Genomic DNA, 26,268 nt, shown 5'->3' with positions numbered 1-26,268 from the left:
GGCCTGCTGATTTCCGACAGAACCACCGCGTCATCCCGGACAAGCGGCAAAGCCGCGCAGATCCGGGATCCATTATAGGGCTCCGGAGCCCTCCGATGGATCCCGGGGCAAGCCCGGGATGACGCCATGGTTCCGAGAAAAATCGCCAGGAGGAAGGGGCAAAACGGGACCTTGCCATGCGCGTCGAAACCTCCGCCATCGTCCATACCGAGGGCGAATCCAACACATCCCCGGCGCGCAGCGATTGGTCGGCCGGAATCGGCGATGCCGGAACCCGCGAATTGCTCGCGCGCGACTCTGCCGCTTTTCTGCACCAGAGCCTGTCCAGCCCCTGCCTCACCGCCATCGCCAAGGCGGAAGGCATCTGGATCGAGGACACGATGGGGCGCCGCTACATGGATTTCCATGGCAACAGCGTCCACCACATCGGCTATGGCCATCCGCGCCTGAAGGAGGCGATCAAGGCGCAGCTCGACGATCTCTGCTTCGCGCCGCGCCGCTTCACCTGCGAGCCGGCGGTCGAACTCGCCGAGACGCTCGGGCGCCTGGCACCGGGCGATCTCGGCAAGGTGCTTTTCACCACCGGCGGCTCGGACGCGATCGAGGTGGCACTCCGGCTCGCCCGCGCCGCGACGGGCCGCTTCAAGACCCTGTCCTTCTGGGATGCCTTCCACGGCGCCGGCTTCGGCGCTTCCAGTGTCGGCGGCGAGGCGACCTTCCGCTCCGGCATCGCCGGACCGCTCCTGCCGGGGGCCGAGCATGTCGCGCCCTGGGGCACCCGCAACTGCGCCTATGGCCATGACAATCTGGAGGATTCGGCCCGCGCCTGCGCCCGCATGATCTCCTATGTGCTGGCGCGTGAAGGGGATGTCGCCGCCGTCGTCGCCGAGCCGATGCGGGCGACGCCTTATCCGCCGGCGCCCGGCTTCTGGAAGAGCGTGCGCGAGGCCTGCGATCGGCACGGCACGCTGCTGATCTTCGACGAGATCCCGACCGGGCTCGGCAAGACCGGGCGCTTCTTCGCCCATGAGCATGACGGGGTTCAGCCCGACATGGTCGTGCTCGGCAAGGCGCTGGGCGGCGGCATCCTGCCGATCGCTGCCGTGGTCGCGCGGTGCGATCTCGATGTCGCCGGCGGCTATGCCATCGGCCACTACACCCATGAGAAGAACCCGGTCACGACCCGCGCGGCGCTGACGACCATCGCCATCATCCGCGAGGAGGGGCTGACCGAGCGCGCCGCCGAACTCGGCGCCTATGCGATGGAGCGCCTGCGGAATTTCGGCGAAAGCTGCCCGGCTGTCGGCGACGTGCGCGGGCGCGGCCTGCTCTTCGGGGTCGAGCTGGTCTCGGATCGCGATGCCTGGACGCCGAACAATGCCTTGGCTGAACGGGTCTATTATCGCTGCCTGGAAGCGGGCCTGAGTTTCAAGATCAGCCAGGGCAACGTGCTGACCCTGTCGCCACCGATGGTGATCGCGCGGGCCGATCTCGAACGCGCGCTCGGCATCGTCGAGCAGGCGATCCTGGCGGGCTGAGGGGACGATGATGAAGGCTGTCCGCACCGACCGGGAACTGGAATGCCCGGAGATCGACGCCGGCTTGCGGGCTCGCGGCGTCGATCTCGTCACGCTCCCCGACGGGATTTCCGAGGAGGCGCTGATGCGGGAGGTCGCCGACGCCGACCTCCTGCTGATGTGTTACACGCCGGTTACCGCACGGGTGATCGCGGCGGCGCCCCGGCTTAGGGGCATCGTCAAATACGGCGTCGGCATCGACGCGATCGACATCCCCGCCGCGATCGCGCGCGGGATTCCCGTGGTCAACGTGCCCGAATATGCCGAGGAGACGGTCGCGGAGGGCGCCTTCGCCCTGATGATCGCGCTGGCGAAGCGCATGCCGGAGATCGGCCGCGCCGTGCAGAGCGAGGGCTGGATCTGGCCGGCTGCGCGCTGGCTCGGCCGCGACATTGCCGGCGCGACGCTGGGCCTTGTCGGCACCGGCAAGATCGGCCGCAGCATGGCGCGGATGGCAGGGCAGGGGTTCCGAGCCCGCGTTCTCGGCTATGATCCGCATGTCGATGCCGCCGCCATGGCCGCGGCCGGGATCGAGAAGGTCGACGACCTCCACGCCATGCTCAGGCAATGCGATCTGGTCTCGCTGCACAGCGTCCTGAACGACGCGACCCGCCACATCATCGGCCGGGCCGAACTCGCCTGCCTCAAGCCGAATGCCATCCTCGTCAATGTCTCGCGCGGCGCGCTGATCGACGAGGCGGCCTTGGTCGAGGCGGTGCTGGCGGGGAGGCTCGGCGGCGTCGGGCTCGATGTCTACAGCCAGGAGCCGCTCGCCCGGCAGGGGCATCCGCTCAGCCCGCTATTCGGGCGCGACAACGTCATCCTGTTCCCGCACCTGACCTTCTTCACGGCGGAGGCGATGCGGCGGCTTTCGGACGATACGCTGGCGCGCTGCTTCGAAATCCTCGACGGCAGGCCGGTCCAGATCCGCTCGCACGACCCACGCCTGCGGGCGCAGACGCGGAACGTCGCCTTCGCCTGAACGGGGCCATTCCAGAGCGGGCTGAGCTTTCTCAAAACCGCCACGTCATCCCGGGTTTGTCCCGGGATCCATCGCAGAGTGCAGATCCCGACGATGGATCCCGGATCGGCGCTGCTGCGCAGCTTGTCCGGGATGACGTCGTGGTTCAGAGGGAAACGCGTCGATCCTACCGGAAGATCACCGTGCGGCGGCCGGCCAGCATCACCCGGCGCTCGATATGGAGCCGCAGCGCCCGCGCCAGCACGACAGCCTCGATATCGCGGCCGACGCTGACCAGATCGTCCGGCGCCAGCGAGTGGTCGGCGCGGCCGACGTCCTGGTCGATGATCGGGCCTTCGTCGAGATCGGGCGTCACGTAATGCGCGGTCGCGCCGATCAACTTCACGCCGCGATCATAGGCCTGGTGATAGGGCTTGGCGCCCTTGAAGCTCGGCAGGAAAGAGTGATGGATGTTGATCGCCCGCCCGTCCAGCGCCCGGCAGAGATCGTTCGACAAAACCTGCATGTAGCGGGCGAGCACGACCAGCGATGAGTTGGTCTCCGCGACGATCTCGAGCAGGCGCGCCTCCTGCTCGGCCTTGGTGGCGGGTGTGACCGGCAGGTAGTGGAACGGGATGCCGTAGCTCTTGGCCAGCGCCTCGAAATCGCGGTGATTGGAGACGATGGCGGGGATTTCGATGTTGAGATTGCCCGTGGCGTGCCGGAACAGCAGGTCGTTCAGGCAATGACCGAAGCGCGAGACCATCAGCAGAATCCGCGCCGGCGCGGCCGCGTCGATCGCGTCCCAGCCCATGCGGAAGGTACCGGCGACTCCGTCGAACTCGCGCTTGAATGCAGGCTCGTCGAAGCGCTCGCCTGTGGCGAAGGCCACGCGCATGAAGAAGCGGCCATCGCGCGGGTCACTGAACTGCGCGCTTTCGAGGATGTTGCAGCCGTGGCGGTAGAGCACGCCGCTGACGGCGTGGACGATGCCCGGCCGGTCCTCACAGGACAGCGTCAGGATACGGTCAGGCTTCTGCACCTTGAAGTCCCGCCCCAGGGCGGGGGCATGCGCGGAATGGGCCTCGGTCATGGTCTCGTTTCTCTAGTGCATCGGACCGAAAAGTGGAAACCACTTTTCGGGTAAATCTGATGCAACGCCAATGAGATAGATCATCGTGATCGCGTCCTTTAGAACGCGCGATGATCTAGTGCGCCTTGCGGTCGAGCGGCGCTGCGAGGCTGGCGCTCACCGGAACTTTGGTACCGGCGAGGTCGATAGCCCAGCTCCTGGCATCGAGCCAAGCCTGGTCGATCGGCTGGTCGCTTGAGGCCCAGCCCAGTGCCACGATGCCGTCGAGGCTCGCGCCGAAAGCAGCCGAGGTGATCTCGCCCACCGGCTTGCCATCCGCGAGGATCGCTTCACCGCCCCAGGCCATTTGCCCGTTCGGGCGTGGCCCGACAAGAGCGATCAGCCGTTTCGTGCGTGGCGCGGCCTTGGCAGCGACGAGCGCCTCGCGGCCGAGGAATTCGCCCTTGCCGAGCTTCACCGCGAAGCCGAGCCCGGCCTCGTAAGGGTTGACGTCCGGCGTGAGTTCGCGGCCCCAGGCGCGGAACCCTTTCTCGATGCGCAGCGAATCCACGGCGTAGTAGCCGGCATCCTTCAGCCCGAGATCGGCTCCGGCCTCATGCAGCGCATCATAGATCGCGGCGGTGAACTCGACGGGGGCATAGAGCTCGAACCCGTCGCCGAGATAGGAGCGGCGGCAGGCCCAGGTCGTGGCGTAGCCGATCGTGATCTTGCGGATGGCATTGGCCGGGAAATCGGCGAAGTCGAAGGAGGTCGGCGAGAGACGAGCCAGAATCTCGGGGACCTTCGGCCCGGCGAGCGAGAGCACGGCATAGGAGGAGGTCACGTCCGTCAGCGTCACGCCTTCCGGAAGCTGGCGCCTGATCCAATGGGCGTCGCGCGTCGCCTGGGCTGTGCCGGTGAGCAGGAGATAGGTATCCGGTGCGATCCGCGCGGCCGTGAGGTCGCTCTCGAACGTACCTCGGGCATTGAGCAGCGCCGTATAGACGGAGGTGCCGACCGGCACGGCGACGTCATTGGCGGCGAGGCGCTGCAAGGCGGCCTCCGCCTGCGGTCCCTGCAGCAGGAACTTGGCGAAGCTCGACATGTCGACGAGCCCGGCCGTCTCGCGGCAGGCGCGATGCTCGGCCGCGACGGTCTCGAACCAATTCTGCGGGCCGAAGGAATAGCCGATGGTGCGCTCCTCATCGCTGCGGGCGAAATAATTCGCGCGTTCCCAGCCCATCTTCGAGCCGAAGACGGCGCCCTTGGCCGCGAGCCGGTCATAGAGCGGCGAGCGCCGGAAGGGGCGGGCGGTGTCGAGCTCGCGGTTCGGCCAGGGCATGGCGTAATGCAGGCCGAGCGTTTCCTTGATCCGGTCCTTCAGCCAGGCCGGGTTGTTGTTGAAATCGGCGAAGCGGCGGATGTCGACCGGCCAGAGATCGCTCGTCGCCTCGCCCTCGACGATCCATTCGGCCAGCGCCCGGCCGGCGCCCCCGGCGGACGCGATGCCCATCGAGTTGAAGCCGGCGCCGACATAGACGCCGGCCACCTCCGGCGCCTCGCCGAGCAGGAAGTTGTTGTCCGGCGTGAAGCTCTCGGGACCGTTGAGGAAGGTCTTGATCTCGGCCGTCTCCAGCGCTGGCACACGCTGCAGCGCGTTCTCCATCAGGATGCCGAACTGGTCCCAGTCGTCGGGCAGGAGCTGGAATTCGAACGGATGGGGGATGCCGTCCATGCCCCAGGGCTTCGCGTCCGGCTCGAACCCGCCCATCACGAGCCCGCCGACCTCCTCCTTGAAATAGATATAGCCGTCGGGATCGCGCATCACCGGCAGGTCGGGCGAGACGCCCGCGATCTTGCCGGTGACGATGTACATGTGCTCGGCGGAATGCAGCGGCACCGAGACGCCGCACATCTGCCCGATGGCGCGCGACCATTGCCCGGCGCAGATGACCAGCACCTCACATTCCACCCGGCCCTGATCGGTCTGGACCGCCTTGACCCGGCCCTTCTCCGTCTCGATGCCGGTGACGCGGATGCCCTCGCGCACGATCGCGCCGCCGTTGCGCGCGCCGCGTGCCAGCGCTTGGGTGATGTCGGCCGGGTTCGCCTTGCCGTCGCCCGGCAGCCAGACGCCGCCAACGAGATCGTCGGTCCGCATCACCGGCCATTTATCGCCGGCCTCCTGCGGGCTGAGCTCCTCGATCTCGACGCCCTGCGCGCGCGCCGCCGAGATCGTCCGGCGCAGTTGCGTCATTCGTTCCTCAGTGCGGGCGACCGAGACCGAGCCGCAGCGCTTCCAGCCGGTGGCGAGCCCGGTCTCGCTCTCCAGCGAGGCGTAAAGTTCCGTCGAATAGCGGATCAGGCGCGTCATGCTGGACTGGCTGCGGAGCTGTCCGACGAGCCCGGCCGCATGCCAGGTGGTGCCGGAAGACAGGCGCCCCTGTTCCAGCAGCAGCACGTCGCGCCAGCCGAGCTTGGTCAGGTGATAGGCGACCGAGCAGCCGATGATGCCGCCGCCGATGATGACGACACGGGATTGGGTGGGAATGGACATGAGCGCCTCCGCGATGGAAGGCAGCTTAGCGCGCTCGATTCAGAAAACAACAAAAAACCACAAAAACGGTCAAATTACCCGGCGTGGATTCGAACCCCTTGCTCCATCAGTTTCGCAGCGAGCGGGGCAGGAGGGGCCTTATCGACCAGAAGCCCGCCGCAAGGCTTGTCGCCGCCGATGCGGCTGGGCAGGACGAGCCCGAACTTGCTGTGGTCGGCCATCAGGAAACCCTGTTCGGCCGCGTTCAGCAGGGCGGTGCGGGTGGCGGCGCCCGCGCGGGTGTAGTCGGTGGCGTACCCGTCCGGATCGACCCCGCCGACGCTGACGAAGGCGAAATCGGCGGAAAGCCGCGCGATCGTCCGCAGCGTCTCGGGCCCGGTGGTCGCATCCTCATTGCGGTCGAACTCGCCGCCGATCAGGAAGGCGCGCGTGCCTGTCAGGCGGCTGACGAGCCGGGCATTTTCCAGCGAAGTCGTGTGCACGATCAGGCGCTTGCGGTCGGAGCGTGCCAGCGCGCGCGCCAGGGCCTCGGTGGTCGTGCCGGAATCAAGCAGGATGGTCATGCCGTCGCCGATGAGCGAGACGGCGAGATCGGCGATCTTCTCCTTGCCGGCGCGGTTCACGGTGCGGCGGCTGGCGAAGGAGGCTTCCGAGCGCTCGTTGCGGATCGCGCCGCCATGGACAATCGCGAGCAGGCTGCCGGCCGACAGGGCCTTGAGATCGCGGCGCACGGTTTCGCGCGAGACGTCGAGCGCCTGCGCCAGCTCCTCGACGGTGACCGAGCCGGTCTCGTCGAGCTTCGCCAGGATGGCGTGGTGCCGTCGCGCTGCGATGTCGCGTGTCATGCCACCGGCATAGGAAGTTGCTCAAGGCTTGGCAATCGCGACGATGTGCCGCCGAAACACCGCCGTCATTCCGGGGCTTCGCGTAGCGAAGAGCCCGGAATCCAGAACCGATGCCGCCCTGACGAAAGGCGCTGTTGGATCACCGAGCGAATAAGCAATGGCATCGGTTCTGGATTCCGGGCTCAGGCCTGCGGCCTGCCCCGGAATGACGGAAGAGGCTCCGGTGGCCTCATCTCGGCGGCCGCGCTCGCACCCGAAACGCAAGAAGGGCGCAACTCACCTGAGCCGCGCCCTTCCGGAAGCATTGGTGGCTGGATGCGGCGTCGTTTAGCTGCCCGAACGGCCGGCGAGCTGCGGCACGAACATGTCGCTCCACTTGGCGGGCTTCACCTTGATCGAGCCGGCCTTGTGCATGAACTCGGCGAACTTCATCACGCCTTCGGGCGTGGCGGTGAAGCGGGCGTCCTTGTCCTCGATCATCTCCTGGACCTCGGCGGCGTCGATCTTCACCTTCGAGGCCTTGGCGAAGATCTCGGCGGCGAGTTTCTTGTCCTTCTCGATCAGCGCGTTGGCATCGTCCATCGCGTCGATGAAGGCCTGTGTCATCTTCGGGTTGGCATCGACGAACTTCTTCGGCGCGAAGGTGACGTCGAGCGTCAGGTTGCCGAGATAGTCGACCGAGTTGAGCACGCGGTGGATGCCGGGGCTCTTGGCCTCGATATACTGGAAGGGCGGCGAGGTGAAATGCGCCTTGATCTCGGTCTTGCCGCCGATCAGCGCGGCCAGCGCCTCCGGATGCGGCAGACTCACCGTCATCGGGTCCATCTTGGCGTAAGCAGCATCGCCGAACTCCTTGGCCGCGATCATCTGCAGCACCACGGCGGCGAGCGAGGTCTTGATGCCCGGCAGCGCGATCTTGTCGGTCGCCGTGAAGTCCTTAAGCGACTTCAATTCCGGCTTGTTCGACATCAGCCAGAGCGAGGTCGAACTCATCCCGGAGACGCCGACGACCTCGACGCCCGGAATGCCCTTGGCCTTGGCCCAGAGGGTGACGAAGCCCGGCGCGCCGGTGCCGGCGAAATCGAGCGTGCCGGCCATCATCGCGTCATTGATGACGTTGCCGCCGTCGAGCATCAGCCAGGTCACCTTGATGTCGCCGAGCCCGGCGGCCTTGGCGCGTTTCTCCAGGAACTGCTGGTCCTGCATCACGAAGAGCGGCAGGTAGAGGATGCCAAAGCCTTTGGAGATGCGGACTTCGCTGACCTCGGCGCGGGCCGGGGCGGTGGCGAGGGCTGCGCCGAGCGCGGTCGCTACCAGTGCGGCCTTGAACCAGTTCTTGAATGTCATGTGGTTGTCCTCCCTTTCATGAAGCGGCCGTTCGGCCTCGTTAAGCGGTAGCGTATCGGAAACTCAGCCCTCATCCTGAGGAGCCGCGTAGCGGCGTCTCGAAGGATGCTCTAGACGTCTCCGGAACCTCCTGGAGCATCCTTCGAGACGCGCTCCTGCGGAGCGCTCCTCAGGATGAGGGCTGAGAAATTCAGCGTCAGTGCTGCATGCCCCAGCGACGGATCGTCTTGCGCTCGATGGTGGCGAAGATGACGTTCTCGACGAAGAGGCCGATCAGGATGACGGTGAACAGGCCGGCGAAGACATTGGCCGTCTCGAGCTGATTGCGGTTCTCGAAGATGAACCAGCCCAGCCCGCCAGAGCCCGAGGATACGCCGAAGACAAGCTCGGCCGCGATCAGCGTGCGCCAGGCGAAGGCCCAGCCGACCTTGAGGCCGGTCAGGATCGCCGGGAAGGCGGCCGGGATCAGGATGAGCCGCACCAGCTTCAAGCCCCGCAGGCCGTAGTTCTGGCCGACCATGCGCAGCGTGTTCGAGACCGAGCGGAAGCCGGCATGGGTGTTGAGCGCGATCGCCCAGAGCACGGAATGGACGAGCACGAAGATCACGCTGCCGGTGCCGAGCCCGAACCAGATCAGCGCCAGCGGCAGGAGCGCGATCGCGGGCAGCGGGTTGAACATCGAAGTCAGGGTTTCCAGAAGGTCGGCGCCGATGCGCGAGCCGATCGCCAGCGTCGTCAGCAGCGCGGCAAGCACGATGCCGATGCCGTAGCCGATGACGAGGGTCTGCAGCGAGACCAGCATGCGCTGCGGGATGATGCCGTTGGCGATGTTCTCGACGAAGGCCTGGACCGTCTGGCCGAAGGTCGGGAACAGCAGGGGATTGCCGAGCCAGCGGCCATAGGCCTCCCAGGCGAGGGCGAGGACTGCGAGGATCAGGCCCTTGCGGACGAAGCCGAGGCGATAGACCCGCTCGGCCCAGCCGATGGTCTTGGCGACGACGGGCGCGTCGCTGGAATTGACGTCGCGGATGATTTCCGGACGGAAGCTGACGAGATCGGTCATGTCTGTCTCCTCCGGTTCAATGATGCGCGAACAGCATGTCGTTGATGCGGGTTTCGAGCGCGGCCTGCTTGCCGGTGCCCATCTCCTCGGGCGGCACGCTGTTGAGCTCGGCCTTGACCTCGCCGGGATGCGGCGAAAGCAGCAGGATGCGGGTGCCGATCCTGATCGCCTCCTCGATCGAATGGGTGACGAAGAGAACGGTGAACCTGGTGTCGTCCCAGAGCCGCAGCAATTCGTCCTGCATCTTGCGGCGGGTCAGCGCGTCGAGCGCGGCGAAGGGCTCGTCCATCAGCAGCACGTCGGGCTCCATCGCCATGCCGCGTGCGATGGCGACGCGCTGCTTCATGCCGCCGGAGAGCATATGCGGATAGCTGTCGATGAACTTGGAGAGCCCGACCTTGTCGATATAGGAGCGGGCGCGCTCTTCGGCTTCGGCCTGGCTGGCGCGGCCCGAGGCCGTCAACGCGAAGACGACGTTCTCGCGCACCGTCTTCCAGGGCAGGAGCTGGTCGAATTCCTGGAACACCATCATCCGGTCCGGGCCGGGGCCGGAGACCTTGCGGCCCTTCAGGCTGATCTCCCCCTCGACCGGCGTGAGATAGCCTCCGATCGCCTTGAGCAGGGTCGACTTGCCGCAGCCGGAAGGGCCGAGCAGGACGAAGCGGTCGGACGGATAGACGTCGAAGGAGACGCGCCGCGTCGCGGTCACCACCACGTCGGGCGTCTTGTATTGCAACGTCACGCCCTCGACCGAGAGGAGCGGAGTCGCAGTAGCAGCATCGAACGGGGCCAGCATGCACCCTCCCTTGTTTCGTTCCTCGATCGCCACATGCGAAGCGGCGATCTATCCCTTTGTTACGCATCGGATTTTCCGAAAAGTGGTATCCACTTTTCGGCCCGATGCTTGAGCGCACTTATGGGCGCTTGCTGAGGGTGATAATCTGCGAGACTGACTCCAGCCTGACTCGGAGCCGGGAGGGAGATCCGCTTGCGTGTTCTGGTGGTCGAAGACACGGCCGATATCGCCGAGGCCGTGGTGATGCGGCTGGAGAAGATCGGCCACGCCGTCGACTGGGAGCAGGATGGCATCACAGCCTCCGAGCTTCTGGCGGTGCAGGCCTATGACCTTGTCGTGCTCGATCTCAGCCTGCCCGGCCAGGACGGCCTGGCTGTGCTGCGGCAGATGCGGGCGCGGCGGCTGAAGACGCCGGTTCTGGTGCTGACGGCTCGCTCGGCCGTGGACGAGCGGATCGGCGCGCTCGATCTCGGCGCCGACGACTACCTGATCAAGCCCTTCGATTATGGCGAGCTCGAAGCCCGCGCCCGGGCGCTGCTGCGCCGCAGCGCCGGGCAATCCGACAATCTGCTGCGCATCGGGCCGCTGGTGATCGACCGGGCCGGGCGCGTCGCCAGCGTGAATGACCGCCCGCTCAACCTGACGCGGCGCGAATTGACCGTGCTTGAAATCCTCGCCGCGCGTCCCGATCGGATCGTGCCCAAGGAAGAGCTGATCGAACAGCTCTTCAATTTCGACCAGGAGGCGAGCCCTAACGCGGTCGAGCAGTTCGTCGCGCGGCTGCGCCGCAAGCTCGCCGATGCCTCGGTGGAAATCAGAACCTTGCGCGGATTGGGGTATCAGCTTGCGGTTGTCTGAGCTGCGCCTGTCGCTGCGTTTCCGCATCATCGCCGTGCTGGCGGCGGTGCTGGCGGCAGGCGCAGTCGTGCTCGGCGCTGCCGCCTGGCATTCCTCTTCGCTTGCCGCGCAGCAGGCCTACGACCGCTTGCTGCGCGGCGGCGCCGTGCAGATCGCCGAGAATGTCTATGTCCAGGGCGGCGTGGTCGCGGTCGATCCGCCGGTCTCCACCATCGCGACGCTCGCCGACTACGACCTCGTCTTCTACAAGGTGGTCGATCCGCGCGGCATCGTGGTCGCCGGCTACGAGGACCTCGCCTCGGATGCCGACCCCGTGGAGACCCGCGCGGGGGTCGTGCTGGAGGATGGTCTCTATCAGGGTCAGCCGGTGCGCATCGCGACGCTGGCCCGGCAGATCGATCTGCCCGGAGCCAACAACTGGGCGACGATCGTCGTCGCCCAGACCACCGAAGCCCGACGCGCGTTGGCGCGGGACCTGACGCTCAAGGCGCTCGGCGTCATCGCGGTGATGAGCGTGCTGGCCCTGCTCGCGGCCGCCTATGCGGTGACGCTGGCACTGAAGCCATTGACCCGCATCGAACGCGAGATCGCGGCGAGGCGCCCTGACGATCTGCGCCCGATCGAGGCCGATCCGCCGCTGGAAATCCGCAATCTCGTCGAGGCGATCGACGATTTCATGCGCCGTCTTTCCGAGCGGATGGCGATCATGCAGCGCTTCATCGCCGATGCCGCGCACCAGATCCGTACGCCCCTCGCCGCGCTCGATGCCCAGGTCGAGATCCTGATCGGCACGCCCGCCTCGCGGCGCAAGGCCGATACCGTCAAGCGCATCCACGAACGCACGGCGGAGCTCGGCCGCCTGACCGGGCAATTGCTCGACCATGCGATGGTGATCCACCGCAAGGACGCGGCCGTGACGGCCCCGATCGATCTCAACGAATTAGCGAAGGCCGTGCTTGCGAAGGCGGTGCCGCTCTCGTTCTCGCGCGAGGTCGACATCGCCTTCGCGCCGGCCGAGACGTCGCCGGTGGTGAATGGTGATGCGGTGAGCTTGCGGGAAGCCCTGGGCAACCTGATCGACAACGCGCTGAAGCACGGTGCCCGCAGCCGGCTCGTCGTGGCGGTGGGCGAGGAGGGCGGGAGCGCCTGGGTCGAGGTGGCCGATGACGGCGAAGGGTTCTCGGCTCCGATCGCGGAGCTGGCGCGCCCCTTCGCGAAGGGGGCGGAGTCTTTCGGTTCCGGGCTCGGACTCTCGATCGCGACCGAGGTTGCGGAAGCTCATGGCGGAGGCCTGACGGTCGTTCGGGAGGGCGGCATCACCCGCGTGCGGCTGGCGCTGGCGCGCTCGTAGAGCCTGACGACGGCCCGCAGAGGTGCGCCGTCGTCCCGGGCTTGGCTCGGAATGACGGTGTGTTTTGGGAAGGGGCTTAGGGCAATTTTCGACATGATTGAACCGCCGGGCCGTCATTGCGAGCGCAGCGAAGCAATCCAGGGGGACCGGGTTGAACGCTCCAACCCAGTCCCCCTGGATTGCTTCGTCGCTTCGCTCCTCGCAATGACGGTTCAGTCAGATCGAAAACCGATCTGGCGGCTCGACAAGCCCAAACTGCCTTCACCCCTCGCGCGAAACCTCGGCTTTTGCTCCAAAATTTGGAGCCGCCTTCAAATTGGGAGGTGACCGAAACCGGCTTGAAATCAAGAAAACGATAGAAATCAAAGCCTTGACCCTTGGCATGCAGCTTGCCGAAGAGCTTCCCGCAAAACGAGGCTTTCGGCGCAGATGCAGTGGCAGGCGATTGTCGATTTTGATGGCACGATCTCTCTGGCGGATACGACCGACCGGATTCTCGCGCGTTTCGCCGAGCCCGGCTGGGAGGCGATCGAGGAGGACTGGGTAGCGGGCCGGATCGGGTCGCGCGAATGCATGGAGCGCCAGATCGCGCTGCTGCACGTCTCGCCCGACGTGCTCGACACCTTCGTCGAGAGCTTCGAGATCGACTGGGGCTTCGTCGCCTTCGTCCGCACCTGCATGCGCCATGGCGTTCCGGTCACAGTGGTCTCGGACGGTCTCGACCGCACGATCCGCACCTTGCTGCGCCGGGCCGGCCTGACCGAGCTTCCGGTCATCGCCAACCATATCGAATCCATCGGTGGTGACCGTTGGCACCTGACCTCGCCGCATGCGGCCCGCGACGGCAGCTGCGCCAGCGGCACCTGCAAATGCGGTGTGGCGCGCAGCCTCGGCCGGCCTGCCACCATCCTGGTCGGCGATGGCCGCTCGGATTTCTGTATCGCGGAGCGGGCCGATCTCGTCTTCGCCAAGAACGGCCTGGTCGCGCATTGCGTCCAGGCGGGCGTGGAGCACCACGCCTTCTCCCAGCTCGCGGATGCGGCGCGTCTCCTGGAGGAGTTGCTGACGGGCGTCGTCCCGGCCGCGGCGAGCCACCACTTCAAGGACAAGATCGATGGATGACGGCGTTCTTCAGCAGGGCCGTCTGGCCACTGCGACCTCGGTGAACCTCGCCGGCCTCGCGGCCGAGGAGGCGCGCCTGCTCGCACTCGAGGCCGAGTACTGCTCGCATGGCGACACGGTGCATTACACGCAATTCCCAAAGATCTTCTCGGGCTGCGAGGGTTCCTTCATGCTCGATGCGGCGGGCAACCGCTTCCTCGACCTGCAAATGTGGTATTCGGCGGTCAATTTCGGCTACGCCAATCCGCGCCTGAACAATGCGCTGAAGCGCCAGATCGACACGCTGCCGCAGGTCGCCAGCCAGTATCTCCACCGCGAGAAGATCGAGCTCGCGGCGATGATCGCCAAGGATGCCCAGCGCAAGTTCGGCACCAAGGGCCGGGTCCATTTCAATGTCGGCGGCGCCCAGGCTGTCGAGGATTCGCTCAAGCTCGTGCGCAATGCGTCCAACGGCAAGAGCCTGATGTTCGCCTTCGAGGGCGGCTATCACGGCCGCACGCTCGGCGCCTCAGCGATCACCTCGTCCTATCGCTATCGCCGCCGCTTCGGTCATTTCGGCGAGCGCGCGCATTTCATCCCGTTCCCCTACCACTTCCGCGGCCCCAAGGGCATGAGCAAGGAGGAGTACGGTGAGCACTGCGTTGCACAGTTCGCCCGCCTGTTCGAGAGCGAATATAACGGCGTCTGGGATCCCAAAGTCGGCCAGGCGGAATACGCCGCCTTCTATGTCGAGCCGCTGCAGGGCACGGGCGGCTATGTCATTCCGCCGCCGAATTTCTTCACCGGCCTGAAGAAGGTGCTCGACGACCACGGCATCCTGCTCGTCGTCGACGAAATCCAGATGGGCTTCTACCGAACGGGCAAGCTCTGGTCGATCGAGCATTTCGGCGTGCAGCCCGACGTGATCGTCTTCGGCAAGGCCGTGACCAACGGCTTGAACCCACTCTCCGGCATCTGGGCGAAGGAGGAGCTGATCAACCCGACCGTCTTCCCGCCGGGCTCCACCCATTCGACCTTCAACGCCAACCCGCTCGGCACCGCCGTCGCGCTGGAAGCGATGAAGATGATGGAGGAGGAGGATTACGAGTCCATGGTCATGGCCAAGGGCAAGCATTTCCTTGCCGGCCTGCAGGAACTCAAGCGCCGCCACAAGATCGTCGGCGAGGTCGATGGCCTCGGCATGGCGCTGCGCATCGAGATCTGCGAGCCGCATGACAGCTATACGCCGTCCAAGCGCCTTGTCGACCTGATGTGCGACGAAGGCATGAAGGCCGATCTCGAAGTCGCCGGCAAGCGCTACGGCCTCGTGCTCGACATCGGCGGTTACTACAAGAACGTCATCACCCTCGCGCCGGCTCTGACCATGAGCTACGCCGAGATCGACCTGGCGGTGGCGCTGCTCGACCAGCTCTTCGCCCGCGTCGCAACCGCCTGATCAAGGCCGAGGCGACGTTGCGATTGCGCGTGATCGATCTCGACGGAAGCCTGGCGGCACAGCAGCCGCTGCGCCAACGTATCGATGCGGGCACCGCTATCTGCATCGATGCCGCCGACCTGGCTGGCCGCCTCCGCATCGTGGCCAGCCGGTCGGCGCTGCAGGATCTTGGCGCCCGGCTGCAATCCGCGGCCGGCGGGGAGACCACGGTGACCTTCTACGGGTCGGGTGATTTCCATCACCTGACCGCGGGGCTCGTCGCGGCTCTGGATGAGCCCTTGACCATCGTGCATTTCGACAATCATCCCGACTGGGTGCGTTTCCCGGCGACGGTCAATTGCGGCGCCTGGGTCAACCGGGCGCTGGAATTGCCGCATGTCCATAAGGTCGTGACCATCGGCCCCTGCAGCGACGATCTGGTCCGGCCGGAACTGCAATTCGCCAATCTCGACGCCGTCCGCGACGGGCGCATCGTTCTCTATCCCTGGCGGCACCCGCCTTCGCGGGTCTGGGGGGGCTACGGCCGGACGCGCTGCTACCGGCAGGAGGGCGGCCATCTCCACTGGCGCAACCTGGCGGACGAGAATTGGTCGGACTTCCTCGACGAACTCGTCGAGGCGATCCCGACCCGCGCCGTTTGGCTGACCATCGACAAGGACGTGCTCGGGCGTGCTGACGCTTTGACCAACTGGGACCAGGGCAGCCTGCCGCTCGACCATCTGCTCGCGGCCATCGAGCGCCTCGCCGGCGAGCGCCGGATCGCGGGTGTGGATGTCTGCGGCGACTGGTCGGAGCCGCGTTTCGCCGATCCGTTCCGGGCGACGCTCGCCTATTTCGACCATCCGCCGAGGCTGCGCCCATCAGCCGACGACCTCGCCGTCAACGCGCGGGTGAATGCTGAACTCATCGATTGCTTTGCGCGGGTGCTGTCATGACCCTGACCATCGTGCTCTGGTTCATCCTCTCGATCGTTTGCGACGTGGTCGGCCAGCTCTGCCTCAAGCTCGGTGCCGACAAGCTGCCCGAGGGCGGCAACTGGCGCGAGATGGCCGTGGCGCTCGGACGCTCGGGCTGGGCGCTCGCCGGCATCGCGACCTATGTCGCCGAATTCTTCATCTGGCTGCGGATCCTCGCAGAGGTGCCGCTCTCGATCGCCTTCCCGGTCGCCAGCCTGAATTTCCTCGCGATCACCTTCGCGAGTGCCATCCTGCTCGGGGAGCGTGTCGGCTCCCGGCAATGGCTCGGCGCCTGCCTCATCACTTGCGGCGTGGTCATCGTCGCGGGGACGGTCTGATGGCGAACAATCTGATGGAACGAGACGTGACGACGCCTGATTTCAGCCTGCGCTATGCCGGCGGCCGCACCGGCTTTCTGCTGATCCACGGTCTCGGCGGCACGCCGGTCGAGATGCGGGTGGTGGCGCGTGCGCTGAACCGGGCCGGGCATGCCGTGCATTGCCCCCAGCTCGCCGGGCATTGCGCCGGCGAGGCCGAATTGCTGGCGACGGGCTGGCGCGACTGGGCCCGGAGCGTCTTCGACGAGCTGGACCGCATGCGGGCCATCTGCGACCGCGTCATCGTCGGCGGCCTCTCGATGGGCGCGGTGATGGCGATGCATGTCGCTGCAGCGCGCCCTGAAGGCGTCGATGGGCTCGCGCTCTACGCGCCGACGCTCTGGTATGACGGCTGGTCGATCCCGCGCTACTCGTTCTTGCTCAAGTGGCTGATCAGGACGCCGTTCGCCCGCCGCTACAGCTTCGTCGAGCGCGAACCTTATGGGGTCAAGGACCTGCGGGCCCGCTCGGTGATCACGGCCGCGATCACGCGCGGCAACAGCGCCGAGGCCGGCCTGCTCGGCACGCCCTCCGGGGCGCTGCAGCAGATGTGGGAGCTGATCGCCCAGACCCGGCGCGAGATGCCGACGATCCGCTGCCCGGCGCTGCTGCTGCATGCGCGCGAGGACGATATTGCGAGCCTGTCCAACGCCTTCTATATCCAGCGCCATCTCGGCGGGCTCGTCGATGCGGTCATCCTCGATGACAGCTACCACCTCGTGACGATCGACCAGCAGCGCGACATCGTCATCGAGCGCTCGCTTGCCCTGGCGGCGCGGCTGGAAGCGGCTGCCGCTCACGAGAAGGCGGGCGAACTGCGCGTCGTTGCTGCGGAATGAACCCGTTTTCGGCACAGATCGTGGCCAGCGTAGCGGAGGTGGACGCTGCGGCGTGGGATGCCTGCTTGCCGGGGGAGGCCGAGTGCCATGCCTATTACGTCGCCTGCGAAGCGGCGGCTTCGGTGTCCGGCATCGGCTTGCGCATGGCGGCGATCGTGGTGGAAGCGGAGGGCGAGATCGTTGCCGTCGCCCCGTTCTTCCGCTTGAACTACCGGCTCGATACACCGCTCCAGGGCCGTATGCGAAGCCTCGGCGATGCGTTGTTCCGCCATCTGCCGGGGCTCGTCACGCTGAAGGCGCTCTGCGTCGGCTCGCCTTATGCCGAGCGCTGCCATCTCGGCTTCGCGGCCAGTCTCGACGCGGCGGGCCGCGCCGCCGCCTTCGCTTGCCTGGCCGAGGCGCTTCAGCGCCAGGTCATGGTCGAGCGTGCCCATCTGTCGGTCTGGAAGGACCTTGCGCCCGCCGAGGATCGCGAGGCCGGCTTGCTGCCTAGGGCAGGCTTCGCGCAGATCACGAGCCTGCCCGTTGCCGTGCTCGACCTGCCCTATGCGGACGAGGCCGCCTATCTCGCCTCGCTCTCGGCTGCGACCCGCAAGGATGTCCGGCGCAAACTCGCGAAGGCCGGCGATATCCGTATCGAGTTACGCAGTGATATCAGCGCCTTGTCTAGTGAAGTCGACTCTCTTTATGAAGAGACGCGCGCGCAGAGCGGCCTGGACTATGGTGATCTCGAGCTCTTGCCCCCCGGCTATTTCGCCGAGATTTCCCGCGCGCTCGGGGAGCGTGCCGTCTTCGCGCTCTACTGGGTCGGGGAGGAGCTCGCGGCATTCAACCTGCTGCTGGTCGAGGCCGATCGCGTCATCGATAAGTTCCTGGGCATGCGCTATCCGCTGGCGCGCGAGCACAATCTCTATGTGGTGAGCTGGATGGCGAATATCCGCTTCTGTCTCGATCGGGGCATCAGGCTGTTCCAGAGCGGCCAGACGGCCTATGCCTCGAAGCTTCGCTTCGGCAGCCGCCTCGTCCCGTCGACGATCCTTGTCCGCCATCGGGCCGCGTCGCTGCAATGGGTGCTGCGTCGCCTGAGCCCCTGGCTCGGCTTCGACCGTTTCGATCATGATCTCGCCCGGCATGCTGAAAGGAAGGCCGCATGAGTGCCCTCGCGCCCTCCGAAGCGCCGTCCCGCTGGCGCCAGACTCTGATCTGGCTCGCTTTCATCGGGCTGGATACCGGGACCCAGATCGCCTTCAAATGGGGCTCTGAGGGGCTCGGAGACATGGATTTCGGCCTCGAGATGCTGGCAAAATCGGTGACGCTGCCCGGCGTCTGGTTCGCCGTGACCGGCTATCTCGGGACCTTCCTGGTCTGGATGGCGATCCTGCGCGACATGCCGCTGAGCCGCGCCTTCCCGATGACCGGTCTGGTCTATATTACCGTGCCGCTCTTCGCCTGGGGGGCCTTCGGCGAGCATATAGGCCTGTTGCGCGCCGGTGGCATCGCCCTGATCATCTTCGGCGTCGTCCTGCTCGGTTCGGAGGATGGGCATGAAGGCATGTAACTTGCGCAGCGCGATCCTGATGGCAGTGCTGGCGGCTGCGATCCCCGCCCATGCCGATCCGCTGGCGCAAGTCGTTGGCCGCTGGCGCGATTCCGACGGCGAGTCGGAAATCGCGATCGCTCGCTGCGGTCCTGCCTTGTGCGGCAGGATCGTCTGGCTGAAGGAGCCCCGCGTCGACCGCTTCAATCCGAACGAGGGATTGCGTGCACGTTCGCTTCTCGGGATGCAGGTGCTCAGCGGCTTTGCCCCGGATGCGGGCGGCACCTTGACCGGCAACGGCTACAACCCCGCCGACGGCAAGACCTATCGCACCACGCTGGCGCTCTCGGGGCCGGATGCGCTGCTCGTCCGCGGCTGCGTACTCGGCGGCCTGATCTGCGACGACGATACCTGGACACGGCAGCCGTGAAGCGCAGCCGCAACATGGTGGAGCGGTGCGGATGACGTCGCTGCGGCTCCGGCTGGTCATCGGCTTCATGCTGGTCAGTGTGCCGGCCATGCTGGCTTCCGCCTTCATCGCGGCAAAGCTGATTTCGGACACGTTCGAGGACAATGTCGGGCATTGGCTTCGGGAAACCTCGCGCTTCTTCGCGCTTGAGGTCTCCGAGGCCGCGCAGGAAGCGCAGCGCGTCGCCGGTGTGATCGGCCATCGGCTCGAGCGCAGCGCCGACGACGCCAGGAGGCAGCGCACCGTCGAGCGCGAGTTCGCCGTGCTGAACTCGGTCGGCTACGACCTCATCGCGATCTACCGGCCGGGCGGCGAGCTGATCTTTTCCTCGCGCCGCTTCGCGTCGATCGGCTCCCTGCCGGAGAAGACGGGGCTCGGGCTGTTCAAGATCGCGGCGGACGATAAGCGCTGGATCATGGCGGGCGCGGTGCAATCCGTGCAGATCAACGGCCAGCCCGCCAATCTTCTCGTCGGCTCCTGGCTGGACGACAGCTATCTCGGCGGCATCAAGGTCGTGACCTCGCTCGACGTGCGCCTGTTCTCCGATTTCGACGGTGAATTGCAGCCGGTGGTGCAGACGCATTCCGACCGTCCGGTCACGGTGCCTGATAATATCCGGGCGCGGCTCGATGCGGGCGAGGACGAGATCTTCGATCCCGATGCCGGTTCGGGCGCCTATCGGGCCGTCTATGCCGGCTTCCGTGGCATCGACGGCAAGCTGGCTGCGATCAGCTTCATCGGCCTGCGCAGCGAGGCGGGTTTCTTCGAGCAGCTTAGCCGCGAGCGCCTGTTCCTGGGCATCTTCCTGCTCGGCTGCTTCATCGCGGTCCTCGTCGGCAGCCTGATGTCGGACGTGCTGGTGCGCCCGCTGCGCGCCCTGACGCGCGGCGTGCGGGCGATCGCCGCTGGCGATTTCGGTCAGCGCGTCGGCGTCGGCGGCGGGCGCGAGATCGCGGAGCTTGCCAATGGCTTCAACGGCATGGCGGAGCAGCTGGGTAAACTGCACGAATTGGAGATGGAGCTGCGGCGCAGCGACCGGCTCTCGGCTCTCGGCCAGGCAGCGATGGTCATCGCGCATGAGGTCCGCAACCCGCTCGGCATCATCAAGACCTCGACCGAGGTGGTGCGCAACCGCGCCAAGCTTGGCGAGACCGAAGCGAAGATGCTCGGCTACGTCATCGACGAGGTCCGTCGCATCGAGACGCTGATGCGCGAGTTCCTCGACTTCGCCCAGCCGCGTCCCCTGGTCCAGAGCTGCTTTCCATTGCGCAATGTCATCGACAGGGTCGCGGCCATTGCCGAGCCGGAGCTGGCACGGCGCAACATCGTCCTGCGCGTCGAGGACGGGAGCGGCGGCGCCGAGATTCTGGGGGACGCCGACCAGCTCCATCAGGCCTGCCTCAATTTGGTCCTGAACGCGATGGATGCCATGCCTGCCGGTGGCACGATCTTCGCGAACCTGGCCGCCGACGCGAAGAACGTATCGCTGGCGATCAGCGACGAAGGGCCGGGCGTCCCGAAGGCGATCCGCACGGAAATCTTCAATCCGTTCTTCACCACCAAGGTCAAGGGGACAGGGTTGGGGCTGGCGAAGGTGCAGGGTGTGGCGGTCGCGCATGGCGGAACGGCGAGCTGCGAAGGCGAGGAGGGGCAGGGAGCGGTCTTTGTCCTCGCGCTGCCGCGCGCCGGAGCGGGAGGGACGCCTTGAGCCATTCCATCCTGGTGGTCGATGACGAGGAACGCCTGGGCGACGTGCTTGCGGCCGCGCTGGAGGATCTCGGCTATGGCGCGACCGCGGTGACGAGTGCGAAGGCCGCGCTGCTCGCGCTGGAGCAGTCGCGTTTCGATCTCCTGCTCACCGATCTGCGCATGCCGGTGATGGACGGGCGCGGGCTCCTGCGGGAAGCGCGCAGCCGCTGGCCCGACATGCCGGTCATCGTCCTGACGGCCTTCGCCGCCGTGCGCGACGCGGTCGAACTCGTCAAGGAAGGTGCCTTCGATTACATCGCCAAACCCTTCGAGATCGAGGATGTCGCGGCGACAATCCGGCGGGCGCTGCGTCTGGCCGATGTGGTCCGCGACAACGAGCGCCTGCGCAACGAGCTGGAGGGGCGCCACAGCTTCGATACGCTGGTCGGCAACAGCGCCTCCTTCCGCCGTGTGATCGAGCAGGTCACCGAGGTCTGCGAAACGCGGGCGACGGTGATGCTCAACGGCGAGAGCGGGACGGGCAAGGAGCTCGTCGCCCGCGCGATCCACTTCAACAGCCCGCGGCGGACAAAGCCCTTCATCGCGGTCAATTGCGCCGCGATCCCCGAGACCTTGCTGGAGAGCGAGCTCTTCGGCCACGTCAAGGGCGCCTTCACCGGCGCCGTTTCCAGCCGTATCGGCCGTTTCGCGGCGGCCGATGGCGGCACGCTCTTCCTCGACGAGATCGGCGACATGCCGCTCGCCATCCAGGCGAAGCTCCTGCGCGTCGTGCAGGAGCGCAGCTTCGAGCCGGTGGGCGCCAATCGTAGCCAGGCCGTCGATGTCCGGCTCGTCGCGGCGACCCATAAGGATATCCGGCAGGCGGTCGAGCAGGGGAATTTCCGCGAGGACCTGTTCTATCGGCTGAATGTCTTCCCGATCCGCCTGCCGGCCCTGCGCGAGCGCTCCGAGGATATTCCGCTGCTCGCCGCGCATTTCCTCTCGGCGCTTTCCGAATCCGTCGGAAAGCGCGTCTCGGGCTTTTCCCCGGCGGCGCTGACCGCCATGGCGGGCCATGCCTGGCCGGGCAATATCCGCGAGTTGCATAATTGCATCGAGCGCGCGCTGATCGTGGCCAAGACCGCCGTGATCGACGTTCAGGATTTGCCGAGAGACCTGTTCGAAGGGCAGCGTCGTGCGGGCCGCGATGGCCTGCCGCAGGATCTCGACGCCGAGCTCGAACGGATCGAACGCGAGTTCATCCTCGAAGCCCTGCGCCGCAGCGACGGCGTTCAGGTCAAGGCCGCGCGGATGCTGGGTATCGCGGAGCGGAGCCTCTGGCACCGCATCAAGAAACTCGATATCCGGTTGAACCGGACGGTCGCGGATTAAGGCGCCTGCAACAATCATGTCGCAAGCATCGGTCATCAGGGCATCGGGCGCCGGTCGGGCGCGTGGGGAACGAGCATTGCGTCATCGCTTTGGATGGGTCGGCGGGCTTGTCCTGCTGTCGGTCACGGCAGCCGGCGCCGAGGAGCCCACGCCGGCACTCACGGACCCGACTCCGGCGAAGGGCTGGATCATCTCTGTCGGCGGTTCGCTGCAGGTCGGCCCCAAATATGACGGGGCCAATGGGGCCGGCCCGTCCTTCATGCCCTCGATCAGCTGGCGCCGCGTCGGCGAGGCCGAAGGCTTCAGCGCGCCGGACGACAGCTTCGACTATGCACTGTACGAGAGCGATCGCTTCAGCTTCGGCCTGGCTGCAAACTGGCGGGCGGGGCGCTACGCTTCTTCGGACAACCGGCTTTTCGGCATGCGGGACGTGCCCTGGACGGTCGAGGGGGGCGCCTTCGCCGAGTTCTGGCCGATCCTCGATCGCCTGCGCACGCGTGTCGAGATACGCCAGGGCTTCCATGGCCATCACGGCATGGTGGCGGATTTCTCGGCCGATTGGGTTGAGAAGATCGGCCGCTTCACGCTGTCCGGCGGCCCGAGGCTCGCGCTCGGTAGCGCCTCCTATATGCGTCGCAATTTCGGGGTGACCCGCGAGGAGTCGCTGGCCAACGGCTTCCTGGCGCCTTATCGCCCCTCCGCTGGTGCCAAGAGCGTCGGCGTCGCGGGAGCGCTGCAATATACCTGGTCGGAAGCTTGGGCGACCACGCTGTTCGCCCGCTATGACCGCCTGATCGACGAGGCGGCCCGTTCGCCGCTGGTGCAGACGGTCGGCCAGCGCGATCAGGTCACGGTCGGCGTGGGCGCGACCTATTCGTTCACGATCAACCCCTGACGGACGAGATCGCTGTCATTCCGGATGCTTCGCTACCCGAAGCTCCCGTTCTTTGGTCTTGCATCGGCTTGCCCGAAAACCGCGTTCCGCTTTTCGGGCCGATGCCCCAACGCGCCGCGGCGCCAATTCCGCTGAGGCCGGATTCCTTGACGCCGCCGAAGGGGGCGACCTTGGTGGTGACCAACCCCTCGTTCACGCTGACGATCCCGTATTGCAGCGCCTCCGAGACGTGGAAGGTGCGGCCATGACGCGGCACACTGCCGTGCGATGCTGCTTCCTGATGCTTGTCGCCTGCTGTTGAATGGTCCGTCCTGAAGGCTGTCGAAGGTCGGTTGTCGTGATTCTGGTCTGTGGTGAAGCCCTGGTCGACCTGTTTGCCGGGGCCGGCGAGGGCGGCGAGATTCCGGCGCGGATCGTGGCCGGCGGCTCGCCTTTCAACGTCGCGATCGGCCTGGCCCGGCTGGGTGTCGAGACGGCTTTCCTTGGAGGCGTGTCGCGCGACGGCTTCGGGAACCTGCTCGCGGGCTTGCTGTCGCGGGAAGGGGTCGACGGCCGCTATCTCGTCCGGACGGAGCGGCTCACCACCATCTCCGTCGTCGCAACCGATCCGGACGGCCATCCCAGCTATGCCTTCCATGGCGAGGGCGCGGCCGACCGCTCGCTCTGCCTCGCCGACCTGCCGCCGGTGTTGCCGGATGCGATCCGGGCTCTGACCTTCGGCTCCTATACGATGGCGGTGGAGCCGGTCGGCTCGGCTTTTGCGGCGCTGGCCGAGCGGGAGCGCGGCCGGCGCGTCATCAGCGTCGACCCCAATCTGCGCCCGACGGCGCTCGGCAACATGTCAGGTTGGCACCGGGCCGCCGAGCGCTTCTATCGCGCGGCGACGATCATCAAGGCCAGCGACGAGGATATCCGGATCGCCTGGGACGGTCGGCTCACCATGGCCGAAGCCGCGTCCTATTGGCTGGAGTTGGGCGCGCGGCTGGTCGTCGTCACGCAGGGCGGGCAAGGGGCCACGGCCTATTCCGCCGCGGGCACCGTTTCCGTTTCGGGCCACAGGGTCACGGTGGCGGACACGGTCGGCGCCGGCGACACCTTCCATGCCGCGCTGCTTGCTCGCCTCGAGCGTACCGGCCGCCTCAGCCCGGAAGCGATCGCGGCGCTCGATCTGGAAGCCCTTGCCGAACTGCTGGCCTATGCCGTTGCGGCCGCGTCGATCACGGTGACGCGCCGGGGCGCCGATCTTCCCAGAGCCGCCGAGGTCGAGGCTGCGCTGGTCCGATAACGCGCCGCCGACCGAGGCGAGCCGGCAGCATGCCGCCCCGGCGTTTTCCGCTCTCGACGAACACGGCGGGAATGGAGAGCTCGCTGACGCGTTGGCAAGCTGTCCCGGAGCGCAGCACTCGGGCTATGGTCCCCGCCATTCGCCGCGATTGATTCCGTGGCGTCAGAAAGGTGCTCCGATGACCGCAACTCCCCGCCCGTCCGCTGTCGAGCGCCTCGACCAGGCCTTCGCCCGGATCCGCGATCCCAAGCTCGAAGGCGGGAAGGTTTTCACGACCCTGTATGAAGCGTCGGCTCGCAGCGAGGCCGAGGCGTCCGATGCCCGGATCGCGGCCGGGAAGGCGCTGGGGCCGCTGGACGGGCGCATCGTCTCGATCAAGGACCTGTTCGATGTGGCCGGCGAGACCACGCGCGCCGGCGCGGCCGTGCTGCGCCCCCAGCCGCCGGCCGCGGCCGATGCCCCGGTCGTCCAGCGCCTGCGCGCTGCCGGCGCCGTCATCATCGGCAAGACGCAGATGACGGAATTCGCCTTCTCGGCGCTTGGCACCAACGCGCATGATCCGGTCGCCGGCAACCCGCATGATCGCCGCCGGGCGCCAGGCGGCTCGTCCTCCGGCGCCGTTATTTCGGTGGTTGACGGCATGGCCGAGATCGCGATCGGCAGCGATACCGGCGGCTCCATCCGCATTCCCTCGGCCCTGACCGGTGCGGTCGGGTTCAAGCCGACCGCCGGCCGCGTTCCCACGACGGGCGCCTTCTCCCTCTCCAGCACGCTCGACACGGTCGGCCCCATCGCCTTGAGCGTCGCCGATTGCGCCATCACCGACGCCGTTCTCGCCGGAGAAGCACAGTCGCCGCTTTCGCCACGGCCGCAAGCCCGCTTCGTGGTCGCGCGCGGACGCCTGTTCGACGCGATGGAAGCCGAGGTCACCGAGGCGTTCGCTGCGGGGCTGGAGCGCCTGCGGCGTGCGGGACTGAGCGTCGAGGACGGTTCGCTCGACCCGAGCCTCGATGCCCTGGCAGCGCTCGACAAGATCGGCGGTTTCCCGTCGATCGAGCTCGGCGCAACCCTGCGTGATCTCGGCGTGGCCAGCCTCGACGAGGTCGATCCCAAGACGCGCGTGCGCATCGAGGCCGGCGCCGGTATCCTGGGTGTCGACTATGTCCGCATGCAGCGCCGGCGCGCGGCGGCGGTCGCGGCCTTCGCGGCCTCGATGACCGAGGATACGGTCTATCTCGTGCCGACGACGCCGATCCGCGCGCCGCTTCTCGCCTCCGTCGCGGATGATGCCGGCTTCCACCACGCCAACGGGCTCGTGCTGCGCAATCCGCGCGTCGGCAACCTGCTCGACACGCCGTCGCTCTCGCTGCCTCTGCCGGTCCCGTCCGGCGCCCTCCCGGTCGGGATGATGCTGATCGGCCGGCGCGGCGCGGACCGCCCGCTGCTGGCAATGGCGGCGAGCGTCGAGGCGGCCCTCGCCCGTTCCTGAAAGTCAGGCAAGCGGGCGCTCGCTGGCAGCCGACGGTGCGAGCAACAGGCTTGTGCCGTTGGCCGCGCATTTCCGGCTTCCATCGGCCGGGGCGAGGCATGGATGATTATGCTGAATTTTTCGCCAATTTCCGCTGGGTAAGCTTTCGAGTCTAAAAAATCATCATGTTCTGGATGGGCATCCACTCACGCTGTTGTTTTCCGGATCAGGCCGCGTAGGCGGCAAATTGCACGAAAATCGTCCCTCTGATCGGCAAAATATTGCTCGGAGGCTGTTGGCACATCGCTTGCGTTGAAATGTTCATGGGCCGTACGGCCCGTCGGCGTCGAGGGGGCGCCGTCAACAACATTCCTTCG

At 66.7% G+C, this 26,268-nt stretch carries 23 protein-coding genes and 1 pseudogene; 17 read left to right on the top strand and 7 right to left on the bottom strand.

Annotation, left to right across the window (positions count from 1 at the left end):
* Positions 1-176 precede the first annotated feature (176 nt).
* Positions 177-1,538 (top strand): aspartate aminotransferase family protein, encoded by a 1,362-nt coding sequence (locus Q0Q02_RS02230; protein WP_293806482.1) that lies wholly within the window; start codon positions 177-179, stop codon positions 1,536-1,538.
* Between the two features lie 7 nt (positions 1,539-1,545).
* Positions 1,546-2,559 carry an NAD(P)-dependent oxidoreductase gene (locus Q0Q02_RS02225; protein WP_293806480.1) on the top strand — a complete coding sequence of 338 codons (1,014 nt, stop codon included), beginning with the start codon at positions 1,546-1,548 and terminating at the stop codon, positions 2,557-2,559.
* A 166-nt stretch (positions 2,560-2,725) separates the two neighbouring features.
* Here the strand turns inward: Q0Q02_RS02225 and purU are convergent, their stop codons facing one another.
* The 6 genes from purU to Q0Q02_RS02195 all read right to left on the bottom strand — a co-directional run bounded on the left by purU (position 2,726) and on the right by Q0Q02_RS02195 (position 10,218).
* Positions 2,726-3,631, bottom strand: coding sequence for a formyltetrahydrofolate deformylase (purU, locus tag Q0Q02_RS02220; RefSeq protein WP_293806479.1), 906 nt, complete (start codon positions 3,629-3,631; stop codon positions 2,726-2,728).
* Between the two features lie 115 nt (positions 3,632-3,746).
* Positions 3,747-6,167, bottom strand: coding sequence for an FAD-dependent oxidoreductase (locus tag Q0Q02_RS02215; RefSeq protein WP_293806478.1), 2,421 nt, complete (start codon positions 6,165-6,167; stop codon positions 3,747-3,749).
* 74 nt (positions 6,168-6,241) lie between these two features.
* Positions 6,242-7,012, bottom strand: coding sequence for a DeoR/GlpR family DNA-binding transcription regulator (locus Q0Q02_RS02210; protein ID WP_293806477.1), 771 nt, complete (start codon positions 7,010-7,012; stop codon positions 6,242-6,244).
* A gap of 327 nt (positions 7,013-7,339) precedes the next feature.
* Positions 7,340-8,359 (bottom strand): ABC transporter substrate-binding protein, encoded by a 1,020-nt coding sequence (locus Q0Q02_RS02205; protein ID WP_293806476.1) that lies wholly within the window; start codon positions 8,357-8,359, stop codon positions 7,340-7,342.
* A gap of 196 nt (positions 8,360-8,555) precedes the next feature.
* Positions 8,556-9,422 (bottom strand): ABC transporter permease, encoded by an 867-nt coding sequence (locus tag Q0Q02_RS02200; RefSeq protein ID WP_293806475.1) that lies wholly within the window; start codon positions 9,420-9,422, stop codon positions 8,556-8,558.
* Positions 9,423-9,438: 16 nt separating this feature from the next.
* Positions 9,439-10,218, bottom strand: a complete 780-nt coding sequence (locus Q0Q02_RS02195) for an ABC transporter ATP-binding protein (RefSeq protein ID WP_293806474.1) — start codon at positions 10,216-10,218, stop codon at positions 9,439-9,441.
* A 192-nt stretch (positions 10,219-10,410) separates the two neighbouring features.
* On the opposite strand from Q0Q02_RS02195, the gene Q0Q02_RS02190 reads away from it, so the two are divergent.
* From Q0Q02_RS02190 to Q0Q02_RS02130, 13 genes are all read left to right on the top strand, one after another.
* A complete protein-coding gene (locus Q0Q02_RS02190; protein ID WP_293806473.1) occupies positions 10,411-11,076 on the top strand; it encodes a response regulator transcription factor in 666 nt (221 codons plus the stop codon).
* Positions 11,063-12,427, top strand: coding sequence for a sensor histidine kinase (locus tag Q0Q02_RS02185; protein WP_293806472.1), 1,365 nt, complete (start codon positions 11,063-11,065; stop codon positions 12,425-12,427). Before Q0Q02_RS02190 ends, Q0Q02_RS02185 begins: the two co-directional genes overlap by 14 nt.
* Before the next feature lie 429 nt (positions 12,428-12,856).
* Positions 12,857-13,549 carry an MtnX-like HAD-IB family phosphatase gene (locus Q0Q02_RS02180; protein WP_293806471.1) on the top strand — a complete coding sequence of 231 codons (693 nt, stop codon included), beginning with the start codon at positions 12,857-12,859 and terminating at the stop codon, positions 13,547-13,549.
* Positions 13,542-14,984 carry an aminotransferase class III-fold pyridoxal phosphate-dependent enzyme gene (locus Q0Q02_RS02175; protein ID WP_293806470.1) on the top strand — a complete coding sequence of 481 codons (1,443 nt, stop codon included), beginning with the start codon at positions 13,542-13,544 and terminating at the stop codon, positions 14,982-14,984. The genes Q0Q02_RS02180 and Q0Q02_RS02175 overlap by 8 nt, the downstream gene beginning before the upstream one ends.
* Positions 14,985-15,001: 17 nt before the next feature.
* The gene (locus Q0Q02_RS02170; RefSeq protein WP_293806469.1) at positions 15,002-15,919 is read left to right on the top strand and encodes an arginase; all 918 of its coding nucleotides are present in this window, start codon (positions 15,002-15,004) and stop codon (positions 15,917-15,919) included.
* On the top strand, positions 15,916-16,278 hold the full coding sequence (locus tag Q0Q02_RS02165) for an EamA family transporter (protein ID WP_293806468.1): 363 nt from the start codon (positions 15,916-15,918) through the stop codon (positions 16,276-16,278). The genes Q0Q02_RS02170 and Q0Q02_RS02165 overlap by 4 nt, the downstream gene beginning before the upstream one ends.
* Complete coding sequence (locus Q0Q02_RS02160; RefSeq protein WP_293806467.1) at positions 16,278-17,156, top strand: alpha/beta fold hydrolase; 879 nt, start codon at positions 16,278-16,280, stop codon at positions 17,154-17,156. The genes Q0Q02_RS02165 and Q0Q02_RS02160 overlap by 1 nt, the downstream gene beginning before the upstream one ends.
* Positions 17,157-17,221: 65 nt before the next feature.
* The gene (locus tag Q0Q02_RS02155) at positions 17,222-18,310 is read left to right on the top strand and encodes a GNAT family N-acetyltransferase (RefSeq protein WP_293806466.1); all 1,089 of its coding nucleotides are present in this window, start codon (positions 17,222-17,224) and stop codon (positions 18,308-18,310) included.
* Entirely contained in the window at positions 18,307-18,714 is a 408-nt protein-coding gene (locus Q0Q02_RS02150; RefSeq protein WP_293806465.1) for an EamA family transporter, read from the top strand. The genes Q0Q02_RS02155 and Q0Q02_RS02150 overlap by 4 nt, the downstream gene beginning before the upstream one ends.
* Positions 18,701-19,123, top strand: a complete 423-nt coding sequence (locus Q0Q02_RS02145) for a DUF2147 domain-containing protein (RefSeq protein WP_293806464.1) — start codon at positions 18,701-18,703, stop codon at positions 19,121-19,123. The genes Q0Q02_RS02150 and Q0Q02_RS02145 overlap by 14 nt, the downstream gene beginning before the upstream one ends.
* Positions 19,124-19,154: 31 nt before the next feature.
* Positions 19,155-20,870 carry an ATP-binding protein gene (locus Q0Q02_RS02140; RefSeq protein WP_293806463.1) on the top strand — a complete coding sequence of 572 codons (1,716 nt, stop codon included), beginning with the start codon at positions 19,155-19,157 and terminating at the stop codon, positions 20,868-20,870.
* Positions 20,867-22,243: a sigma-54 dependent transcriptional regulator gene (locus tag Q0Q02_RS02135; RefSeq protein WP_293806461.1), complete on the top strand. Its 1,377-nt coding sequence runs from the start codon at positions 20,867-20,869 to the stop codon at positions 22,241-22,243. The genes Q0Q02_RS02140 and Q0Q02_RS02135 overlap by 4 nt, the downstream gene beginning before the upstream one ends.
* 76 nt (positions 22,244-22,319) lie before the next feature.
* Entirely contained in the window at positions 22,320-23,138 is an 819-nt protein-coding gene (locus tag Q0Q02_RS02130) for a MipA/OmpV family protein (RefSeq protein ID WP_293806459.1), read from the top strand.
* A gap of 133 nt (positions 23,139-23,271) precedes the next feature.
* On the opposite strand, the pseudogene Q0Q02_RS02125 reads toward Q0Q02_RS02130, so the two are convergent.
* Positions 23,272-23,382, bottom strand: a pseudogene (locus Q0Q02_RS02125) (aldehyde dehydrogenase family protein); the annotation flags it as partial.
* 93 nt (positions 23,383-23,475) lie between these two features.
* Here Q0Q02_RS02125 and Q0Q02_RS02120 point away from each other — a divergent pair.
* Both Q0Q02_RS02120 and Q0Q02_RS02115 read left to right on the top strand, forming a co-directional pair.
* Positions 23,476-24,423, top strand: coding sequence for a carbohydrate kinase (locus tag Q0Q02_RS02120; protein ID WP_293806457.1), 948 nt, complete (start codon positions 23,476-23,478; stop codon positions 24,421-24,423).
* Between the two features lie 178 nt (positions 24,424-24,601).
* Positions 24,602-25,912: an amidase family protein gene (locus Q0Q02_RS02115; protein ID WP_293806455.1), complete on the top strand. Its 1,311-nt coding sequence runs from the start codon at positions 24,602-24,604 to the stop codon at positions 25,910-25,912.
* The last annotated feature ends 356 nt before the right edge of the window (positions 25,913-26,268 follow it).

The organism is uncultured Allobosea sp., from assembly GCF_945956895.1.
Lineage (GTDB): Bacteria > Pseudomonadota > Alphaproteobacteria > Rhizobiales > Beijerinckiaceae > Allobosea.
This window is presented reverse-complemented; position numbering and strand designations above follow the sequence as displayed.

Bases quoted from the DNA above. Each gene is read 5' to 3' on its own strand.
- Q0Q02_RS02230 (WP_293806482.1), top strand. From the start codon at position 177: ATGCGCGTCGAAACCTCCGCCATCGTCCATACCGAGGGCGAATCCAAC.
- Q0Q02_RS02225 (WP_293806480.1), top strand. From the start codon at position 1,546: ATGATGAAGGCTGTCCGCACCGACCGGGAACTGGAATGCCCGGAGATC.
- purU (WP_293806479.1), bottom strand. From the start codon at position 3,631: ATGACCGAGGCCCATTCCGCGCATGCCCCCGCCCTGGGGCGGGACTTC.
- Q0Q02_RS02215 (WP_293806478.1), bottom strand. From the start codon at position 6,167: ATGTCCATTCCCACCCAATCCCGTGTCGTCATCATCGGCGGCGGCATC.
- Q0Q02_RS02210 (WP_293806477.1), bottom strand. From the start codon at position 7,012: ATGACACGCGACATCGCAGCGCGACGGCACCACGCCATCCTGGCGAAG.
- Q0Q02_RS02205 (WP_293806476.1), bottom strand. From the start codon at position 8,359: ATGACATTCAAGAACTGGTTCAAGGCCGCACTGGTAGCGACCGCGCTC.
- Q0Q02_RS02200 (WP_293806475.1), bottom strand. From the start codon at position 9,422: ATGACCGATCTCGTCAGCTTCCGTCCGGAAATCATCCGCGACGTCAAT.
- Q0Q02_RS02195 (WP_293806474.1), bottom strand. From the start codon at position 10,218: ATGCTGGCCCCGTTCGATGCTGCTACTGCGACTCCGCTCCTCTCGGTC.
- Q0Q02_RS02180 (WP_293806471.1), top strand. From the start codon at position 12,857: ATGCAGTGGCAGGCGATTGTCGATTTTGATGGCACGATCTCTCTGGCG.
- Q0Q02_RS02175 (WP_293806470.1), top strand. From the start codon at position 13,542: ATGGATGACGGCGTTCTTCAGCAGGGCCGTCTGGCCACTGCGACCTCG.
- Q0Q02_RS02165 (WP_293806468.1), top strand. From the start codon at position 15,916: ATGACCCTGACCATCGTGCTCTGGTTCATCCTCTCGATCGTTTGCGAC.
- Q0Q02_RS02160 (WP_293806467.1), top strand. From the start codon at position 16,278: ATGGCGAACAATCTGATGGAACGAGACGTGACGACGCCTGATTTCAGC.
- Q0Q02_RS02150 (WP_293806465.1), top strand. From the start codon at position 18,307: ATGAGTGCCCTCGCGCCCTCCGAAGCGCCGTCCCGCTGGCGCCAGACT.
- Q0Q02_RS02145 (WP_293806464.1), top strand. From the start codon at position 18,701: ATGAAGGCATGTAACTTGCGCAGCGCGATCCTGATGGCAGTGCTGGCG.
- Q0Q02_RS02140 (WP_293806463.1), top strand. From the start codon at position 19,155: ATGACGTCGCTGCGGCTCCGGCTGGTCATCGGCTTCATGCTGGTCAGT.
- Q0Q02_RS02115 (WP_293806455.1), top strand. From the start codon at position 24,602: ATGACCGCAACTCCCCGCCCGTCCGCTGTCGAGCGCCTCGACCAGGCC.